A 17276-nucleotide genomic window follows, 5' to 3' on the forward strand; every position below is an offset into this window, starting at 1 on the left:
TCGTTCGTTGACCGGGTATGGCTGTCGCGTTCCTGCTTTACGTGTTCGCCGAGATCGCCGCGATCTGGGCGGTGGGCTCGGCCGTCGGCGTGCTCGGCACACTGGGCCTCCTCCTAGCCGGCGCGTTCCTGGGTTCCTGGCTGGCCCGCCGCGAGGGCGGCAAGGCGATGCGCGCGTTCATGTCGGCGGCCCGGGCTGGGCAGCCGGCGGAGAAGGAACTGACCGACGGGATGCTGGTCGCGCTCGGCGGGGTGTTGATCCTGGTACCGGGGTTCGTTTCGGACGTCTTGGGCTTGCTGCTGATGCTGCCGCCGTCACGGGCGGTGGCGCGTCGGTGGTGGCTGCGTCGGATGGAGAAGCGGGCGGTGCGGTTCGCCAACCAGCGGCGGGGGCCGGTGATGGTGGTGGACAGTGAGGTGGTGCCGCCTCCGGAGGCCGGACCACGGCGCGACCAGCCGACGGTGATCGAAGGGCGGATCATCGAGGGCTGATCAGCGGTAACGACACGCGAGCTGACACTGCTAGGCGTTTGCACGTGCAGTCTCTAAGATCGAACGCGTGTTCGTGCTACGAGATCGCGGCCTCGATTGCCGAGACGGCATCGCGCAGCGGCACGTGTTCCCAGATGCGGACCACTCGCCAGCCCGCCTCTACAAGCGCTTCGGTTACCAGCTGATCGCGGCTCATGTTGCGCCGGAGCTTCGGCGTCCAGTACCACTCGTTGCTGGTCGGATGGCGTCCGTGTTCCGGGCAGACGTGCCAGAAGCAGCCGTCGACGAAGACCGCGACCTTTCGCTTGGTGAAGACGATGTCCGGACGAACACGCACACTTTCGAGCACTATCGGCAGGTCTTTGCGGTACCGATAACCAAGCCGATGCAGCTCCTTACGAAGAGCCACCTCGGGCTTGGTGTCCGTGCGCCTGTTGGCTCGCATGTTGCGCGAGCGGCCCTCGCTAGCAGCGGCTGGATAGGGCTTCGGCTTCGCTACTCCATCAGTTGGCGGGGGTGTCTCGCGGCGCGCCATGCGCCAGATAGTCTCAGGCGCTACCTCGCCACGCCACCCTGGGAAGGACTCCGATGACCGGCGCCTCCGACGACAGCTCCTTCGAGGTCGTTGAACTCTGCGCTGGCGCGGGCGGCCAAGCCCTCGGCCTCGAGCGAGCCGGGTTCAAGCACCGCCTTGCGGTCGAGCTGGACTCCAACGCCTTCGAGACCCTGCGGACCAACATCCCAGGCAAGATCGAGATCAACGAAGAGAAACGGGCCATCGTCCAGCAAGGTGACGTCGCCGACCCCGCCATCTTCAATCCCGAAGATCACCGCGAGGTCGCGTTGCTCGCCGGCGGGGTTCCTTGTCCTCCCTTCACGATCGCTGGCAAGCAGCTCGGTGCGAACGATGAACGCGACCTCTTCGCCTGGGCTGTGGAACAGGTGGACAGGGTCCGGCCGCGTGCCCTGATGCTGGAGAACGTCCGCGGGCTCAGCTTGCCCCGGTTTTCGGGTTACCGGCAGTACGTCCTGGACCGGCTTGCCGAGTTCAAGTACGTCGCCGAATGGCGGTTGCTCAACGCCTGCGACTTCGGAGTGCCGCAGCTACGGCCCCGGTTCGTCCTGGTCGCCATGCAAGAGGACGACGCCAAGTACTTCCAATGGCCCGAGCCCGTCGAGGAGCAGCTCACCGTCAGCGCCGCCATTCACGACCTCATGGGTGCCAACGGCTGGGAAGGGCTCGAGCAATGGATGAAGAACGCTGACAAGATCGGGCCCACGATCGTCGGTGGTTCCAAGAAGCACGGTGGCGCGGACCTGGGACCGACCAGGGCCAAGCGCGCATGGGCCGAGCTGAGCGTCGATGCGATGGGGGTGGCGGATGCCCCGCCCGCACGGGACGCCAAGTTCAACACCAAGGCCAACCCAGCTCCCGGGCCGAAGCTGACCACCGACATGGTCGCCCGTATTCAAGGGTGGCTTCCCGGCTACGAGTGGGAGTTCACCGGCCGGAAGACAACTCGGTACCGGCAGATCGGCAACGCATTCCCGCCCCCGGTCGCTGAAGCCGTGGGATCAGCGATCTTGAAGGCGCTCAAGCACGAGGGCGAGGTCGTCTCACGCGAGACCTCGAGCCACGATCCCGTTTACAAGGTGCTCCGGGAACTCGGCGGCTACGTTCCTGCTGACGTGATTTTGAAGCGTGCCAAGCTTCGCAACGGGATCGCGGAGCTCGAAGAACGCATCACCCAGCTTCGCCGCGACTTCGACATCGACCCCAAGCACTTGCCTGACGATAGCTTTGCGTACAAGCTCGGCGAGTTCAAAGCATTCATCGGCCAGGCCAACCACGAACGCCACGAGAAGTTCCTCCAGAACCGGGCCAAGATCAGCTGAGTTCTGGCTTCCGGACGTGCCGCAGCAGGGCCTTCACGTCCGCGGCGTCCATGCCGGCGATGACGGATGGCTCTTCGAACGGGTCGCCGAGCTGCTGGACTGACGCGTCGTCGAGGAGCTTGCCCATGAACTCGAGCTTCTCGTTGAGCCTGAGTGCCACAACCTCGTCGACCGTTCCGCGTGCCGCCAGGATGGTTATGCGGGTCTCGATGTCAGGTGCCAGGCCGAGCCGGTGAATGCGGTCCAGGCTCTGCAGAAAACGGCCAGCCTGGAAGTCCCGGTCAACGTAGACGGCGTCGTGGCAGACCTGATGCAAGCTGATCCCCTCGCCCAAGGTGGCCGGGTTGGAGATGAGCACGGCGCAGTCCGGATCGGTGCGGAAGGCCTCGATCTGCGCATCGCGATCAGCTGTTCCCCCGTGCACCACAGCGGGGTTGAAGCCGGCGAGGAGAACCTCGAGAGTCGTTATGGAGCGTACGAAACTGGCCCAGACCAGAGTCTTCCGCTTGTTCGCGGCGTTCTCTTCGACCACAGCGAGTACCTCTTGGTACTTCGGTGGCATCTCGTATTCGGAAAGAGAGCCGAGCAGGGTGTGCAGGGGGTCGCTGACCGGAATCTCCAGCGGTGGCACCTGGAGGGACAACGGCTCGTACCGCGAGGCTCCCTCAGCCAGCAGAGCAGGGCTGGTCGCGGCCATGATCAGCTGCAAGACGGTTCGCCCGAGCGCGTCGAAGTCTGATCGGCTTCGTTCGGCTCGGGAGGTGAACCGCCCTACGATGGCGTCGTAGATCTCCCGGTGGAGCGGAGGGAGGTCGACCATGCGCATACCCAGAGACACCGGCGGCAACCCGAGCTCGTGCTTGGTGGTCCTGGTGTAGAGGGGCTTCAGCACGCGGCTGGCATAGGTGAGGTTGCCACCGTCGATGGCGTCGTTGACGACCCGTTTCCCACGACCGGGCCAGACGAAGGCCAGCAAGCTTTCGAGGTCTTTGGGACCATTCGGAGCGGGAGTACCCGTGAGGATCATCCTGATGACGCTGAGCGGGCCGAGAGCCATGCACGCAGCTCCGTACACACCGGCCGTGCCGAGCTTCATCCGGTGCGCCTCGTCCAGGATCATCATCGCCGGCGCCGACTCCAGCCAATCGGTGATGCTCCCCAGCGACCGGTCAAGGCGCTCGTAGTTCACCAGCAGCACGTCCGCGGACATCGAAGGTCTGCCATCGAAGACCTGAACGTCCAATGCACTGGCGAAGCACTTCTCGCTTTCTTCCTGCCACGCCTCGTACGCCGACTTCGGGCAGACGACCAGCAAGCGCTGGACCCGCTGGCGCCGGCGGAAGATGGAGAAAGCAGCCAGCGCCACGCGGGTTTTGCCCGCACCGGGAACGCTGAAGTTTGCTCCATGGCCCAGGGAAACGAGCTTGGCAATGTCTCGCCGCTGGAACGGCGTGAGATCTCCGGTCCAGCTGGGATCCAGCTCGCCTGCGACGTCTTCTTCGTGGACAACGAAGTCGTCTTCTTCGCCGGCGAGCAAGCGCTCCGAGCGTTCCGCATCGTTGATCATTTCCATGACCAGGGTGCGGAACGAGTCCTCCCAGACCACTGACTCCGGAGCCGGCCAGCCCGCCAGGGCTTCGATACCCCCGATGAACTCGTCGATCGGCACCGCGGCAGCGAGGCGCTCAGTCATCTGGCCCCCCGGGAACGCAGCGAGCAGGCTAGCCAGGTTCTCGCGGAACTGGTTCACCGTCTGCAGCTTCGCCTGCGTGCGTGTCAGGTCGAAACCGATGATCAGGCTTGGACCACTTGGCTCCACTCAGGACTCCAGTTCGAGAAGCTGTCGTAGCCAGGCGGCCCCTTCGCCCTGGTCCTCGACCGTCCGGCCCACCTCGACGGCAAGTTTCCGGATGCTGCGGCGAAAACTCAGGAGCGCGTCGTTGAAGGTCTCTTCGTCGAATGCGCGATTCGCACGCGACATGGCCAGCTCCGTGACGCACTGGTCGATCTCCGCTGTAGCGGAGTTCAACCGGTCCGGCGCCGCTTGCTTGCGTTTTTGAATCTTCGCCTGACGCCCAGCAACTTCGATCGCCTTGTCGATCGCGTCCTTGATCTCTGCCGACTTACCGGCGGACCCCACCGCGTACCCGCTGGCATGGGTGATTTCGATCGTGCGCGCCTTCAGCACCGTGTCCGTCAAGTCCTTGGCGGCCGCCACATCGTCCGACGTGCCCTTGACCGAAACACCTAGCCCGGGAATCGCGACCTTCGATGAAGACGGCTCCGGCTTGAGGTCGGCCGGCAGCGCACTGTTCAGGTAGCGGGACTGGAAGTCCGACTCGATGAAACGGACGTCGGTCTTGGAGAACCCGAGCATGATCGCCGCGAGCCTCGACTCCTTGGTCAGCTCCGCACGGTCGCCACTCGTCGCCAGGTCCTTCTTGTAGCGCCGGTGCAGCTCCTTCAAGCTTTCCTGGTGGGCCTCGAACGCGATGAGCGGGATGCGGTGGCCGTTCACCTCACTACGTTCAATCATCGACTTGATGCAAGCGAAGACCCACTGGTCTTGCTTGCAAGCCTGCACGGTGCTGCGGAAGATCGCAGCGATCTTCGCAATCGGAATGCTTTGGCTCACCAGCTCGTCGATCGCCAGCAGGCGGTTGATGTACGAGTAGTCGCGACGATGCTCTTTCCTGAGCTGCAGCGACAGTTCGACATCCTGGATGTCCGTCCAGTCGCAGGACTCCGGGAGCACGGCGACCCTGATGGGCTGCTGCGGGCCGCCCATCTTCAGCAGGGCAGCACGCCGGGTGTTGCCGTTCACGAGCACACCGTCGCGCGTGATCAGCCCCGGCTCGGTCTGCTCGTAATCTCGCAGGCTTTCCGACAGCTCGGTGAAAGCCGGGTCGGTCCTGCTGGGATCCGCCGGCAGCGCCTGCAGGAGGTATCCGAGGTACTCCTGGCTCGCGCTGCTCCAAGGGTCCTCGTCAACGAGCTGGTCGAGCTGCGGGTCGTGACTGCGCTGGGCACGGATCCGGTGCGTCGCCGGGTTGTAGTACAGGTCGCCGACCGGCATCTGGATGACGTCGAGGTGCACTTGGCTGCCCCGCCAGTCGACGGTCTGCGTCTCGCGTGAGCCGCCGGCCTCGACCACCTCCTTGAGGCGGCGCTCGACGAGGGCGCGGTTCTCGCCGGACCTGGGCGGTCGTCCGTAGTCCTTGATCATGCTTCTCCTGTACTACTTACGTACGCAGCAACGGCAAACGATATCCGGGTCTCCAGGCCTGGTCAGCCCAGGGAACCCTGCACCGTGGCGCGTGCGTCCGCGGGCAAAGCCCGGTACTCAGCCCATACCCGCTCAGCCGGCGTGAAGGGACGTTCGTCCGCGGCCATCCACGAGGCCAGAAGCTTCCGCTCCTCCGGCGTCAAGGCGTTCACGCGATCCAGCACGGTGGGAAGGAAGACTTCCAGGTCCTTCGCGCCGATACGGCACTTCTTGCACTCGGTGACCAGCTGTTGCTCCACTCGCCCATCGGGCAGCTGGACATCCCGGCGCGCGATGTCCAGCTGCGCACCCTCGAAGGTTCCCGGATAGAGGTCACCCGGCGCGATCCCGCACGAGCGGCACATGTTGCCGTCCCTGGAGATGATTTCGCGCCGGCGTACAGCGCCGATCGCCGCTGCGGATTGCGGCCTCGAGGCCATGCCCTTCTCCCACACGGGCTGGCCACTCTTCACGAAGCGCTGCTGGAATGACGTCAGAGACGGGTCTTCCCGGTTCGTGTCGATACGCCAGCCAAAGCTGCGCAGGTCACGCATCCGGCGATCGATCTGCGAGACGCCCGGGAACGCTGCGCGCATCTCCTCCTTGGTGAACTCGTTCCCTTCACCAACTACATCGAGCAGCCACAGGGCGACACGTTTCATGGTCCCCAGGTCGGGAGCTGTCCAAGACGGGCGCAAAGCTGACCTTCACTTTCTGTTCACATCCGACCGCACCGCGTCGGCGGCTTCGCGGAGCGGCGGATACTCGCCTGAACTTCATTCTTTGTAGCACGGCCGTGAACACAAGACGCTGTCCCCGTGTTTACAAGATGTGTAAACACGGGGACAGCGTCATTCGCTTAAGCAAATTAATTTGCGCCGGAATAACCCGGCAATTCAAGATCATCTCCACGCAGCTAGCGCCCTGGAACGGCGCTAGCTGGGCCAATACCTCTTCTGGCAACCGGGGAGCGATCGTAGATCCTCGACGATGCGCACCTCAGACCGCTTCGCGGGCTTCAATGCTTCGCAGCCCTTCGAGACACACGGCGACAACGCGCCCCGGAGGACGCGAAGGTGGGCTAGTCTCAGAAGCTCGACTGGCTACCACTGCAGCGAACTGATCAACATCTACAGGCGACGCGTCACCCCAGGAGGCCGCACCCCAGCAACCCATATGGACAACCACACGACACCGGCTCGCGTCATCACCAAGGCGGCTTGAGCCGGCAGGCAAGGGCGGCCTCCCCGCGCAAGCGACCGCAGGTCCTGCCCTCTATTCAGTGCACCCAAAATTGAGGAGGGGAACGAATGAAGCTCGGGCACGCCGGTGGGCGCTATCCTCCGGGTTCGACGCTGGAACAGCGTCAGCTCGCTGATCTTGTCGTCCAGCTGTGCCGATGCATGAAGCAGCGAACCCAGGCCGAGCGGGCAAAGCAGCTGTGGGTATCCCCGGCAGCGCTCTCGCTCTTCGCCAACGCGCGCAGGGTTCCCAGCTCTGACACCTTGAAGCTGCTGTATTCACTGGCACAGCAGGGCGGCGGCACCACGCTTCCATGCTCCCTGCGAACCCTGCTCGAACTGCGGGAAATCGCCCGGTCACGGTTGAGCTTGTCCCGGTTCGCGTTGCCAGAGCCTTTTCCGGCAGTGATGCAGGCGGGATCAGCAGATCCCGCCCGAGCATCCGTTGCGCCGGTCCCCCAGTAGGGCCCCAGGTGGACCGGCGCAACAGAACTTGCCGACCTCTCTCTCCGCTGACACCGCCGGAAAGGAAAAGCCCTTCGACAGCCATCTCACCCAACTCCTCGTTCCACCGCGGCAAAGCGTGGGACAGACCAGGTCATCTCGCAGTCCTGTTAGTGACGGGCTCTCACCTAGGCGCATGACAGCTGACACGTGATCGACAGCACATTTGCAGGAGAAAACATGGTGTTGCACCTTCCTGGGCACGTACCCAAGCCACCGGGTGCGCGCGCAAGCCCTAACCCGGGGCGTCTCACCGAGGCGTTCCAGACCTCAGCGTGCTCAGGGAAAGCCAGCCGGCTAGCAGGCAAGCGAACACCGGCGGGCTTTCCCCTTCAGAACCCCTACCAGGACAAACCAGTCAGGAGCTCCTATGGTCAAGTCTAAGCGTCCGAGGCGGGGTTCGCGGCTCCGTAACGCCAGGATCACGCGTTCCAGGAGGCCGGCACAGACCACCGGACGGGTGAGCGGAGAGCCCAGCTGGCCCGCATCGTTCGCCCGCGGTGCGCTCTACTCGCTGGGAAAGGAGGCGGCCGACCGGCTCATCGAGTGGCTGCAGTCGCTCCTTTAGCCGGCCGAGCGTGACGCGTAGGTCGGCGGAGCACGCCGGCCTACGCGTCAGACGGCTTGGGGATGTCGAAGTAGCTCGAGAACCGGACCGCCGGGGCGTACTCGCCCTTCACCTTCACCCGGCCCGTCACGAACATCGCCGCCACCGCGGCGTTGCCCGTGGCCATCCGGATGAAGTCGTCCACCGAGAGGGTGATCGTGGTGTCCGGGGTTCGGGACAAGTCCGTCGACGAAACGCACACCCCGTCCTCGATCACCGTCTGGAAACGGTCGTAGCCGTCCTCGCCTGCTCCTTCGGAAAAGCGCCAGGAAACCACGAAATCCACGTGACGCGCTCGCGCTGGGGAAAAGTGCTCCGACATTCTGCGGAAGATCTCGTCCAGAAACACTGCGCGCAGCTCCGGATGAGATGCGAGCGCCTTCAGCTGGTCGCGGGAGCTGCGTTTGACCACGTCCACCAGGACGTCCGTCGACAGGGAACTCAGCTCTATGCCCGCTCCCGCGGAGCCCAGCATGTGGAGGGTTTCCAGGACCTGGATGAACTGCGCGGGCGTCAAGTTGGCGATGACGAGCTTGTCCGCGAACGCGTTCACCGCGTGGCCGGCGCGTACTCCGCGGGGCCGGGAAAGGCGCCACTTCGCTTTTCGGGGCACAGCGACGGACTATACGGGGTGGGGGAGGTCGAAGTATCCGATCAGGCCCGCCGCGAACGCCAGATCGCCCTTGACCTTGATTCTTCCCGTGACGAACAACACCGCCGGCGTTGCCTGGTGGGTGATGAGCCGGAAGAAGTCGGCCGGGGCGATCGTGATCGTCACCCGCGGGGCGGCGTGCATCTCCCGGCTCACCGTGCACGCGCCGTGGGAGATCGTTGTCTCGTAGCGGTCGTAGCCTCCCTCGCCCGCTCCGCCCGACAGGCGCCAGTGGACCACCGCGTGCAGGTCGCGGGCCCGATCGGGCCGGATGTGCGCGCCCATGCGGGCGAAGATCTCGTCCAACACCCGCTCGCGCAGGGGCCTCTCCGCGACGACGCTCTCCAGCTGCGCGCGCGATGCCGAGGACACCAGGGACGCAAACCTGGCCGGCTCGACCTTGCTCAAGTCGAACGCCGGGGCTTGGGCAGCCAGTCTCAAGAGCGCGTTCAAGAGTCTTCGGAAGTCGTCCTTGCCGAGGTCGCGCGGGTTGACCGCGTCGGCGAGGGCGTTGACGTCGAGGGCGTGCGCCTCGGGGCTCAGCGGGTCGAGCCGCTCCAGGGCGTCCAGCAGCGCCGCCCCACGGAGCCCCGCGACCTGATCGGCGCTGGTCATCCCGGCGTTGTCGGCCATGGTCACTCCTCTGCAGTTACTCACGCGTAAGGCTACCCGCCAGTAGGTAGGCGGGCAAGCGTGCCGAAATCACCCTGACGGGGCAGCGCCCGGTACCGTCTCTCGGCAGCAACAGGGAGGTCCAGCGTGTCAGAGGATGATCAGCGTCCGCCCGAACGGGCCAGGCGGCTGCCGCGCGCGGTGCGCGAGCGGCAGATCCTGGACGCCGCCGTCCAGGTTTTCTCGCGCCACGGCTACCACGCGGCCTCGATGGACGAGATCTCCGACGTCGCCGGGGTCTCGAAGCCGATGATCTACACCTACCTCGGGTCCAAAGAGGACCTGTTCGGTGCGTGCATCCGCCGCGAGGCGACGCGGCTGCTCGAGGCCATCCAGGCCGGCGTGCAGCCCGACCTGCCACCGGACATGCAGCTCTGGCACGGCCTGCGGTCGTTCTACCGCTTCGTCGCGGAGTACCGCGAGTCGTGGACGGTGCTGCACCGCCAGGCCCTCACCGTCGGCGGGGCGTTCGCCGCGGAGATCACCGACATGCGGGCACGCGCGATCCAGCTCGTCGCGGCCCTGGTCGTGTCGGCGGGCACGCGCAAGGGCGTCGGCGAGCAGGCCGAATTCTCCGGCGAAGGCCTGGCCGCGTCGCTGGTCGGGGCGGCCGAGTCGCTGGCCGACTGGGCCCTCGACCACCCCGACATCTCCGACGGCGTGCTGGCGTCCTGGCTGATGAACCTCGTCTGGCTGGGCTTCAACGACCTCATCGAGGGCGAGGTCTGGAAGCCGTCAGAGTGAGGTGATCGAGCCTTCCAGGTGCGGCTTCGACCCGCTCCACAGCTCGAACGCCCAGCCCTCCGGGGTGGCCCACGACGTGAAGCCCGCCTTCGCCGGCAGCAGCACCGGCTGCTTGAACTTGACGTCGATCGTGAACGCCGCCGGCAGCCGGCCTTCGAACGCCGCCAGGGCGTGGGCCTTCGTCCACATGCCGTGGGCGATCGCGCGCGGGAAGCCGAACAGCTTGGCCGTCAGCGGGTGCAGGTGGATCGGGTTGCGGTCGCCCGAGACCTCCGCGTAGCGCCGGCCGATGTCCCCCGGGATCCGCCAGATCGCGTCCGGGGTCGGCGGGGCGAGCGACTCCCGGCGCGCGGACGAGCCCGAAGAAGAACCGCGACGCAGGTACGTGCTGACATCCACCCAGACCAGGTCGTCCCCGGCCCAGGCTTCGCTGACGACGTCGAACTGACGCCCCTTCTCGTGCGGGCGCAGGTTCTCCGCGCGCACCCGGATCGTCAACGCCTCGCCCAGCCGCAGCGCGCGGTGCTGGGTGATCCGGTTCGCCACGTGCACCATGCCGAGCAGCGGGAACGGGAACCCCGGCTCGGTCATCAGCGCCATCTGCAGCGGGAACGCCAGCATGTGCGGGTACGTCGCCGGCAGCTCGTCGCTCAGCCGGAACCCGCAGACCGTGTTGTACGCGGCGAGGTGCGCCGGGTCGACGACGACACCCGTGCGGACCAGCTCGGTGTCCGGCAGCGATGAGCCGGTTTTGCGAAAACCGAGCAGCGCCTTCGGGTACAGCGTCGCCAGGCTCGGCGTGCTGTCGAGTTCGCGGATCGCCACGTCACGCCCCCAGCAGGGCCTGGCCGCAGACGCGGACCACGTTGCCGTTCACCGCGGCCGACGCCGGGTTCGCGTACCAGGCGATCGTCTCGGCGACGTCGACCGGCAGCCCACCCTGGCCGAGGCTCGACAGCCGGCGGCCGGCCTCGCGGATGAACAGCGGGACCGCCGCCGTCATCTTCGTCTCGATGAAGCCGGGCGCGACGGCGTTGATCGTGCCGCCGTACGCCGCGAGCTGCGGCGCGCCGACGTTCACCATGCCGATCACGCCCGCCTTGGACGTCGCGTAGTTCGTCTGGCCGACGTTGCCGGCGATGCCCGCGATCGACGAGACGCCGATGATCCGGCCGTTCTCGTTCAGCACGCGATCGCCGAGCAGCTTGTCGTTCACCGCGAGCTGCGAAGCGAGGTTCACCGCGATGACCGAGTCCCACGCGCTCTCGCTCATGTTGCCGAGCGTCTTGTCGCGGGTGATACCGGCGTTGTGGACAACGACGTCGACGCCGCCGTGCCGCTCCTTCAGGTACTCCGCGAGCTTCGCGGGCGCGCTCGGCGAAGTGATGTCGAGCTGCAGCGACGAGCCGCCGATCTTGTTGGCGACCTTCGACAGGTCACCGCCCTGGGCGGGGATGTCGAGCGCGACGACGTGCGCGCCGTCGCGGGCCAGCACCTCGGCGATCGCCGCGCCGATGCCGCGTGACGCACCCGTGACCAGCGCGACCTTGCCGTCGAGGGGCTTTTCCCAGTTCGCCGGCGCCGAAGCCGTCTTGCCCTCGGCGCCGATCCGGATGACCTGCGCGTCGACGAACGCCGACTTCGCCGAGAGCAGGAAACGCAGCGTCGACTCCGTCGCCTCTTCGGCGCCTTCGGCGACGTACACGAGCTGAGCCGTCGCGCCGCGCTTCAGCTCCTTACCCACCGAGCGCACGAAGCCCTCGAGAGCGCGTTGCGCGATCCGCTCGGGACCTTCCACCTGCTCCGGCGGCGTGCCCAGGATGACGACCCGGCCGGACGGCCCGACGCTGCGGATCACCGGGTGGAAGAAGTCGTAGACCTCGCGCAGGCGCGAAGGGTCGGTGACGCCGGTGGCGTCGAAGACGAGCGCCGCGTGCCGGTCGGCCGGCGACGTGATGACCTCGATGCCCGCGTCGGCGAGCTGATCCTTAAGGGTCTTCTCGAGCCGGCTACCAGGCGCGGAACCCAGAAGTGCGGGACCCTCGAGAGCGGGTTGCCCGGGCTTGTACCGGCGCAGCGTCGCGGGGTTGGGCAGGCCGAGCTTCGGCACCACGAACTTCCCCACCGGGGTTTTCGTGAACTGCTGGTACCTGTCAGCCATCGGTTGCCTCCCGTGCAGTCTGCGTCACGTCGCAGTCTAACCTACTCCCGAGTAGGTTACAGTGTGAGGGACACGACCAGAGAGGTGAAGTCATGCCGCCGAAGAAGACTCCCGCTGTACGCAAGGTCGCGATCGTCGGGGGCAACCGGATCCCCTTCGCGCGGTCCAACGGCCCGTACGCGAAGGCGTCGAACCAGGACATGTTCACCGCCGCGCTCGACGGCCTGGTCAGCCGCTTCTCGCTGCAGGGCGAGGTGATCGGCGAGGTCGCCGCCGGCGCCGTGCTCAAGCACTCGAAGGACTTCAACCTGGCGCGCGAGAGCGTGCTGGGCAGCAAGCTCTCGCCCGCGACACCCGCGTCCGACGTCCAGATGGCGTGCGGCACCGGCCTGCAGGCCATCGTCAACGTCGCCAACAAGATCGCGCTCGGCCAGATCGACTCGGCGATCGCCGGCGGTGTCGACACGACGTCCGACGCGCCGCTGGCCGTCAACGAGGACCTGCGCCAGATCCTCATCCAGCTCAACGCCGCGAAGACGCTCGGCGACCGCCTCAAGCTCGTCGCGAAGATCCGGCCGGGCCACATCGTCCCGGCGATCCCGCGCAACGAGGAGCCGCGCACGGGCCTGTCGATGGGCGAGCACGCGGCGCTCACCGCGAAGATCTGGGAGATCACCCGCGAAGCGCAGGACGAGCTGGCCGCGAGCAGCCACCAGAAGCTCGCCGCCGCGTACGACCGCGGGTTCTTCGACGACCTCGTGACGCCGTTCCTCAAGCTGGCGCGCGACCAGAACCTGCGCGCGGACTCGACCGCGGAGAAGCTCGCCAAGCTCAAGCCGGCCTTCGGCGGCCCGGACGGCACGATGACGGCGGGCAACTCGACGCCGCTGACCGACGGCGCGTCGACGGTCCTGCTCGCCACCGACGAGTGGGCGAAGGCGCACAAGCTGCCGGTGCTGGCGTACCTGACGTTCTCGCAGACCGCGGCCGTCGACTACGTCCACGGCGAAGAGGGTCTGCTGATGGCGCCCGCGTACGCCGTGCCGCGGATGCTCGCGCGCGCCGGGCTTTCGCTGCAGGACTTCGACTTCTACGAGATCCACGAAGCGTTCGCGTCGCAGGTGCTGGCCACGCTCAAGGCGTGGGAGGACCCGGCGTTCGCCAAGGAGAAGCTGGACCTCGACGAGCCGCTGGGCGCGATCGACCGGGCGAAGCTGAACGTCAACGGCTCGTCGCTGGCGGCCGGGCACCCGTTCGCCGCGACCGGCGGCCGGATCGTCGCGACACTGGCGAAGCTGCTGCACGAGAAGGGGTCCGGCCGCGGCCTGATCTCGATCTGCGCGGCCGGCGGCCAGGGCGTCACCGCGATCCTGGAGAAGTAAGCACGAAAAAGGGCCGCCCCTAGCTGGGGGCGGCCCTTTTCGCGGTCTAGTTGGGGAGCGCCTTCTGGGCCCGCTTCGCGAGCTTGTTCGCGCGCTTCTCGGCCTTGCGGCTCAGCTTGCCGGCGGCAACCCCGACGTCCTTCGCGGCGTGCTTCGCGCGCCAGGCCGCCGACGGCTTCCCGTGCGTGTCAGCGACCGCGAGCAGCAGGCCACCGGCCAGACCGGCGTTCTTGAAGAACTGGATCTGCTGCTGCTGCTTTTCGCCCGGGTCCTTGATGGTCCAGAAGCTGTGCGTCGCGAGCGTCGTCGGCACGAGGCTGCCGAGCAGCAGGCCGGCGGCGAGCCGCGGTGCCTTGCCGGCCGCGAGCGCGAGACCGGCGCCGATCTTCACGGCGGCGTCGATGCGGACGAGCGTCACCGGGTCGCGCGGAACCTGCTCCGGCACGACGTCACCGACCTTCTCGAACGCGCTGTTGAGGAAGGGTTCCGCCGCCTTCGCGTGCCCTTCGGCCTGCCTCAGCGCATTGATTCCGCCCGTCACGAAGATCGTGGCGAGCAGGGGACGTGCCACTCGACGGAGTATCACGGTCGTTTGCCTTCCTCGTACGGGCCGCTGCCTGGTCGAACCTACTCGCTGGATGCCCGCTCGTCCTGCCGTCGAATCCTCATCGGGGTTTCTGGAGATTTATAGTCTTGACACTAGATAGCACTAGGAAGACTTATCCACGCGGAACGGAACCTCGGCGAGTAGTGCTACGTCGTAGTGCGCGCTGGGGGTAGGGACGAGCAGGGCTGCAGACCTGTTCGTCTCTATGTACGGCCATCCGGTCGAACTCCGGCGACACGCCCTAGCCGTCTATGGCGGAATATCGGGCTCGCGCTAGATACGTCGATAACTTGGCAGAGTGGACCCCATCCGCAACCCCTTCGCGCCGGGCGCCGGGCAGCGGCCGCCTGAGCTGGCCGGGCGCGAGCGTGAGCTCAAGGCCTTCGAGGTCGTGCTCGAACGGGTTGCGCGGGGGAGACCCGAACGCAGTCTCGTCCTCACCGGCCTCCGCGGGGTCGGGAAGACCGTGCTGCTCGGGGAGCTGCGGGCGATGGCCGTGCGGCACAAGTGGGGGGCCGGGAAGATCGAAGCCCGGCCGGACGCCGAGCTGCGGCGGCCGCTCTCCGCCGCGTTGCACCGGGCCATCCGGGACCTCGCCGTGCGGCACCGCGCTCCGGACCGCGTCGAAGAGGTGCTCGGCGTGCTCAAGGCCTTCGCGCTGCGGGCCAACAAGGCCGACGCCAAGCTGCGCGACCGCTGGCAGCCGGGCATCGACGTGCCCGCCGCCCAAGGCCGCGCGGACTCCGGGGACATCGAGATCGACCTCGTCGAGCTGTTCACCGACGTCGCCGAGCTGGCCGCGGACGTCGGGACCGGGGTCGCGCTGCTCATCGACGAGATCCAGGACCTGCAGCCCGACGACGTCTCCGCGTTGTGCGCTGCCTGTCACGAGCTCTCGCAGTCCGGGGCGCCGCTCGTCGTCGTCGGAGCCGGGCTGCCGCACGTGCCCGCGGTGCTCTCGGCGTCGAAGTCCTACTCCGAGCGGCTCTTCCGGTACGCGCGGATCGACCGGCTCGACCGCGAAGACGCCGACTACGCCGTGATGGCGCCGATCGAGCGCGAGGACGCCGGCATCGAGCCCGAAGCCCTCGACGCGCTCTTCGACGCGTCCGGCGGCTACCCGTACTTCATCCAGGCCTACGGCAAGGCGGCCTGGGACGCGGCGCCGTCCGACCCGATCACCGTCAAGGACGTCCAGGTCGCCGCGCCCGAAGCGGAGTCCGAGCTGGCGGTCGGCTTCTTCGGCTCCCGCTACGACCGCGCGACGCCGGCCGAGCGCGAGTACCTGCAGGCCATGGCCGAGCTGACCCAGGGGCGCGACGAGCCCGCCGGGACCGCCGACGTCGCCGTGTTCCTCGGGCGGAAGCCGTCTTCGCTGTCGCCGGCGCGCGACAGCCTGATGAAGAAGGGCCTGGTCTTCTCCGCCGAGCGGGGCCAGATCGCCTTCACCGTGCCGCACTTCGGCCACTACCTGCTCGGGCGCGACTGACGCCTATCCACCCTTATAAGGCTCTCTAGCGACAAGGTTAGAGAGCCTTATAAGTATGTAGCGGGTTGCTCCGTCGTGACCGCCGCCACCCCCGATCTCTCCGGCCTATACCCAAGTTTGCCGATGATTCATCGGCACGTGCGCCACATCACCGGATATTCATTGGCTTCCTTGTGAAAAAAGGCGCATACTAGAGGCACAAGCCACCCAGAACCCTCGAAGGGGATGCAGAAACCGATGAACAACATCGCCGCCAAGCTCCGTGCCCGTCGCGCCGAGGCTCGCACTCGCCGGGCGCTGAACCGGGCGATCGACACCGCCGCCACCGCGACGGTCCGTCAGGAACTCATCGCGATCGCGCAGGCTCGCTCGGGCTACATGCGCTGACCTCTGTTTCACCCCGTGGCGGTCGCCCATTCGAGTGACCTATGCCACAAAGTGCTGAAGGTGTAACGACACGCAAAGTGTCGTCGATACCCCCTACGACCCCGTGATGCTGGCGGACCCCCGACCTGGCAGCATCGCGGGGTTTCCCATTTCCCCGGCAAACCCCTTGCCCAGGTCGGCTTGCAGAGTAATCTTTGACTTCGTCAACGAACTTGTTGAGGTGGTCAATGAACGACGCTCAGCTCGCCGACCGCGTGGCCGCGGTCCGGGCCTTCAACCGGCTCTACACCGGAGTCATCGGGGTGCTCGACGAGGGACCGGCCGACGCCGAGTACTCGCTGCCCGAAGCCCGCGTGCTCTTCGAGCTCGCGCACCAGGACCCGCTGCCGGTGACCGAGCTGCGCAAACGCCTCGACCTGGACGCCGGCTACGCCAGCAGGCTGCTCGCCCGGCTCGAATCGCGCGGGCTGATCGCGCGTGAACGGTCCGACGAAGACGCCCGGCGCCAGCTCGTGCGCCCGACGCCCGCGGGCCGGGACGCCTTCGCCGTGCTGAACGCCCGGTCCACCGAGCAGATCGGCGGGCTGCTGCGCCGGTTCGCCGACGACGACCAGCAGCGGCTGCTGACCGCGATGCGCACGATCGGCGACCTGGTCGGCGACCGCCGGCGCGACCCGGACCTCGTGCTCCGGCCACCACGACCGGGTGACCTCGGATGGGTGGTGGAACGCCACGGCGCGCTCTACGGCCGCGAGTACGGCTTCGGCCCCCGGTTCGAGGGCCTGGTCGCCCGGATCGTCGCCGACTTCGCCGAGCACGACGACCCGCGGCAGGCGTTCTGGATCGCCGAGCTCGACGACGAACGCGTCGGCAGCATCGCGTGCACCCGCGGCCCGGACGAAGACACCGCGAAGCTGCGGCTGCTGCTGCTCGAGCCGTCGGCCCGGGGCCACGGCGTCGGCAAGCGGCTGGTGACCGAGTGCGTTTCTTTCGCGAGAGCACACGGTTATCAGGCGATGGAGCTGTCGACGGTCTCGATCTTGACCGCCGCGCGCTCGATCTACCGCGCGGCCGGCTTCGAGCTGGTCGAAGAGACGGACTTCGCCGACTGGGGGCCGAAGCTGACCGACGAGACCTGGCGCTTGAAGTTCTGACGCGGCACGCGGCCGAGCCGTCTC

At 67.0% G+C, this 17276-nt stretch carries 17 protein-coding genes; 8 read left to right on the forward strand and 9 right to left on the reverse strand.

Going from position 1 to position 17276, the window contains the following annotated elements:
- The first annotated feature begins 17 nt into the window (after positions 1 to 17).
- The gene (locus ACERZO_RS26285) at positions 18 to 491 is read left to right on the forward strand and encodes an FxsA family protein (RefSeq protein WP_372667434.1); all 474 of its coding nucleotides are present in this window, start codon (positions 18 to 20) and stop codon (positions 489 to 491) included.
- Between the two features lie 76 nt (positions 492 to 567).
- Here ACERZO_RS26285 and ACERZO_RS26290 read toward each other — a convergent pair whose 3' ends face one another.
- Entirely contained in the window at positions 568 to 1026 is a 459-nt protein-coding gene (locus ACERZO_RS26290; RefSeq protein ID WP_372667435.1) for a very short patch repair endonuclease, read from the reverse strand.
- Between the two features lie 53 nt (positions 1027 to 1079).
- Between ACERZO_RS26290 and ACERZO_RS26295 the strand changes: the two genes are divergently transcribed.
- Positions 1080 to 2387 (forward strand): DNA cytosine methyltransferase, encoded by a 1308-nt coding sequence (locus ACERZO_RS26295; protein ID WP_372667436.1) that lies wholly within the window; start codon positions 1080 to 1082, stop codon positions 2385 to 2387.
- Here the strand turns inward: ACERZO_RS26295 and ACERZO_RS26300 are convergent.
- From ACERZO_RS26300 to ACERZO_RS26310, 3 genes are all read right to left on the reverse strand, one after another.
- Positions 2380 to 4206 (reverse strand): DEAD/DEAH box helicase, encoded by a 1827-nt coding sequence (locus tag ACERZO_RS26300; protein ID WP_372667437.1) that lies wholly within the window; start codon positions 4204 to 4206, stop codon positions 2380 to 2382. The genes ACERZO_RS26295 and ACERZO_RS26300 overlap by 8 nt on opposite strands.
- The gene (locus ACERZO_RS26305; RefSeq protein WP_372667438.1) at positions 4207 to 5613 is read right to left on the reverse strand and encodes a transcriptional regulator; all 1407 of its coding nucleotides are present in this window, start codon (positions 5611 to 5613) and stop codon (positions 4207 to 4209) included.
- A gap of 62 nt (positions 5614 to 5675) precedes the next feature.
- The gene (locus ACERZO_RS26310) at positions 5676 to 6314 is read right to left on the reverse strand and encodes a hypothetical protein (RefSeq protein WP_372667439.1); all 639 of its coding nucleotides are present in this window, start codon (positions 6312 to 6314) and stop codon (positions 5676 to 5678) included.
- A 648-nt stretch (positions 6315 to 6962) separates the two neighbouring features.
- On the opposite strand from ACERZO_RS26310, the gene ACERZO_RS26315 reads away from it, so the two are divergent.
- Positions 6963 to 7358 (forward strand): hypothetical protein, encoded by a 396-nt coding sequence (locus ACERZO_RS26315; RefSeq protein WP_372667440.1) that lies wholly within the window; start codon positions 6963 to 6965, stop codon positions 7356 to 7358.
- A gap of 647 nt (positions 7359 to 8005) precedes the next feature.
- Here ACERZO_RS26315 and ACERZO_RS26320 read toward each other — a convergent pair.
- A complete protein-coding gene (locus ACERZO_RS26320) occupies positions 8006 to 8557 on the reverse strand; it encodes an SCP2 sterol-binding domain-containing protein (protein WP_372667441.1) in 552 nt (183 codons plus the stop codon).
- A 69-nt stretch (positions 8558 to 8626) separates the two neighbouring features.
- Complete coding sequence (locus ACERZO_RS26325; protein ID WP_372667442.1) at positions 8627 to 9289, reverse strand: SCP2 sterol-binding domain-containing protein; 663 nt, start codon at positions 9287 to 9289, stop codon at positions 8627 to 8629.
- A gap of 126 nt (positions 9290 to 9415) precedes the next feature.
- On the opposite strand from ACERZO_RS26325, the gene ACERZO_RS26330 reads away from it, so the two are divergent.
- Positions 9416 to 10072 (forward strand): TetR/AcrR family transcriptional regulator, encoded by a 657-nt coding sequence (locus tag ACERZO_RS26330; protein WP_285457250.1) that lies wholly within the window; start codon positions 9416 to 9418, stop codon positions 10070 to 10072.
- On the opposite strand, the gene ACERZO_RS26335 is transcribed toward ACERZO_RS26330, so the two are convergent.
- Positions 10064 to 10897 carry a MaoC family dehydratase gene (locus ACERZO_RS26335; protein ID WP_372667443.1) on the reverse strand — a complete coding sequence of 278 codons (834 nt, stop codon included), beginning with the start codon at positions 10895 to 10897 and terminating at the stop codon, positions 10064 to 10066. The genes ACERZO_RS26330 and ACERZO_RS26335 overlap by 9 nt on opposite strands.
- A gap of 1 nt (position 10898) precedes the next feature.
- On the reverse strand, positions 10899 to 12233 hold the full coding sequence (locus tag ACERZO_RS26340; RefSeq protein WP_372667444.1) for a 3-oxoacyl-ACP reductase: 1335 nt from the start codon (positions 12231 to 12233) through the stop codon (positions 10899 to 10901).
- A 92-nt stretch (positions 12234 to 12325) separates the two neighbouring features.
- Here ACERZO_RS26340 and ACERZO_RS26345 point away from each other — a divergent pair, with 92 nt between their 5' ends.
- The gene (locus tag ACERZO_RS26345) at positions 12326 to 13615 is read left to right on the forward strand and encodes an acetyl-CoA C-acetyltransferase (RefSeq protein WP_372667445.1); all 1290 of its coding nucleotides are present in this window, start codon (positions 12326 to 12328) and stop codon (positions 13613 to 13615) included.
- Between the two features lie 46 nt (positions 13616 to 13661).
- On the opposite strand, the gene ACERZO_RS26350 is transcribed toward ACERZO_RS26345, so the two are convergent.
- Complete coding sequence (locus tag ACERZO_RS26350) at positions 13662 to 14201, reverse strand: DoxX family membrane protein (protein ID WP_372667446.1); 540 nt, start codon at positions 14199 to 14201, stop codon at positions 13662 to 13664.
- 319 nt (positions 14202 to 14520) lie between these two features.
- Between ACERZO_RS26350 and ACERZO_RS26355 the strand changes: the two genes are divergently transcribed.
- The 3 genes from ACERZO_RS26355 to ACERZO_RS26365 all read left to right on the forward strand — a co-directional run bounded on the left by ACERZO_RS26355 (position 14521) and on the right by ACERZO_RS26365 (position 17252).
- Positions 14521 to 15711 (forward strand): AAA family ATPase, encoded by a 1191-nt coding sequence (locus ACERZO_RS26355; protein ID WP_372667447.1) that lies wholly within the window; start codon positions 14521 to 14523, stop codon positions 15709 to 15711.
- A 237-nt stretch (positions 15712 to 15948) separates the two neighbouring features.
- Positions 15949 to 16098: a hypothetical protein gene (locus tag ACERZO_RS26360; RefSeq protein WP_167344411.1), complete on the forward strand. Its 150-nt coding sequence runs from the start codon at positions 15949 to 15951 to the stop codon at positions 16096 to 16098.
- A 227-nt stretch (positions 16099 to 16325) separates the two neighbouring features.
- Positions 16326 to 17252: a bifunctional helix-turn-helix transcriptional regulator/GNAT family N-acetyltransferase gene (locus ACERZO_RS26365; protein ID WP_372667448.1), complete on the forward strand. Its 927-nt coding sequence runs from the start codon at positions 16326 to 16328 to the stop codon at positions 17250 to 17252.
- The last annotated feature ends 24 nt before the right edge of the window (positions 17253 to 17276 follow it).

Source organism: Amycolatopsis kentuckyensis (genome assembly GCF_041679295.1).
In the GTDB taxonomy this organism is placed as follows: Bacteria; Actinomycetota; Actinomycetes; order Mycobacteriales; family Pseudonocardiaceae; genus Amycolatopsis; species Amycolatopsis kentuckyensis_A.

Coding starts and splice junctions, on each gene's coding strand:
- ACERZO_RS26285 (WP_372667434.1), top strand. CDS start 18: ATGGCTGTCGCGTTCCTGCTTTACGTGTTCGCCGAGATCGCCGCGATC.
- ACERZO_RS26290 (WP_372667435.1), bottom strand. CDS start 1,026: ATGGCGCGCCGCGAGACACCCCCGCCAACTGATGGAGTAGCGAAGCCG.
- ACERZO_RS26295 (WP_372667436.1), top strand. CDS start 1,080: ATGACCGGCGCCTCCGACGACAGCTCCTTCGAGGTCGTTGAACTCTGC.
- ACERZO_RS26305 (WP_372667438.1), bottom strand. CDS start 5,613: ATGATCAAGGACTACGGACGACCGCCCAGGTCCGGCGAGAACCGCGCC.
- ACERZO_RS26310 (WP_372667439.1), bottom strand. CDS start 6,314: ATGAAACGTGTCGCCCTGTGGCTGCTCGATGTAGTTGGTGAAGGGAAC.
- ACERZO_RS26315 (WP_372667440.1), top strand. CDS start 6,963: ATGAAGCTCGGGCACGCCGGTGGGCGCTATCCTCCGGGTTCGACGCTG.
- ACERZO_RS26325 (WP_372667442.1), bottom strand. CDS start 9,289: ATGGCCGACAACGCCGGGATGACCAGCGCCGATCAGGTCGCGGGGCTC.
- ACERZO_RS26340 (WP_372667444.1), bottom strand. CDS start 12,233: ATGGCTGACAGGTACCAGCAGTTCACGAAAACCCCGGTGGGGAAGTTC.
- ACERZO_RS26345 (WP_372667445.1), top strand. CDS start 12,326: ATGCCGCCGAAGAAGACTCCCGCTGTACGCAAGGTCGCGATCGTCGGG.
- ACERZO_RS26360 (WP_167344411.1), top strand. CDS start 15,949: ATGAACAACATCGCCGCCAAGCTCCGTGCCCGTCGCGCCGAGGCTCGC.
- ACERZO_RS26365 (WP_372667448.1), top strand. CDS start 16,326: ATGAACGACGCTCAGCTCGCCGACCGCGTGGCCGCGGTCCGGGCCTTC.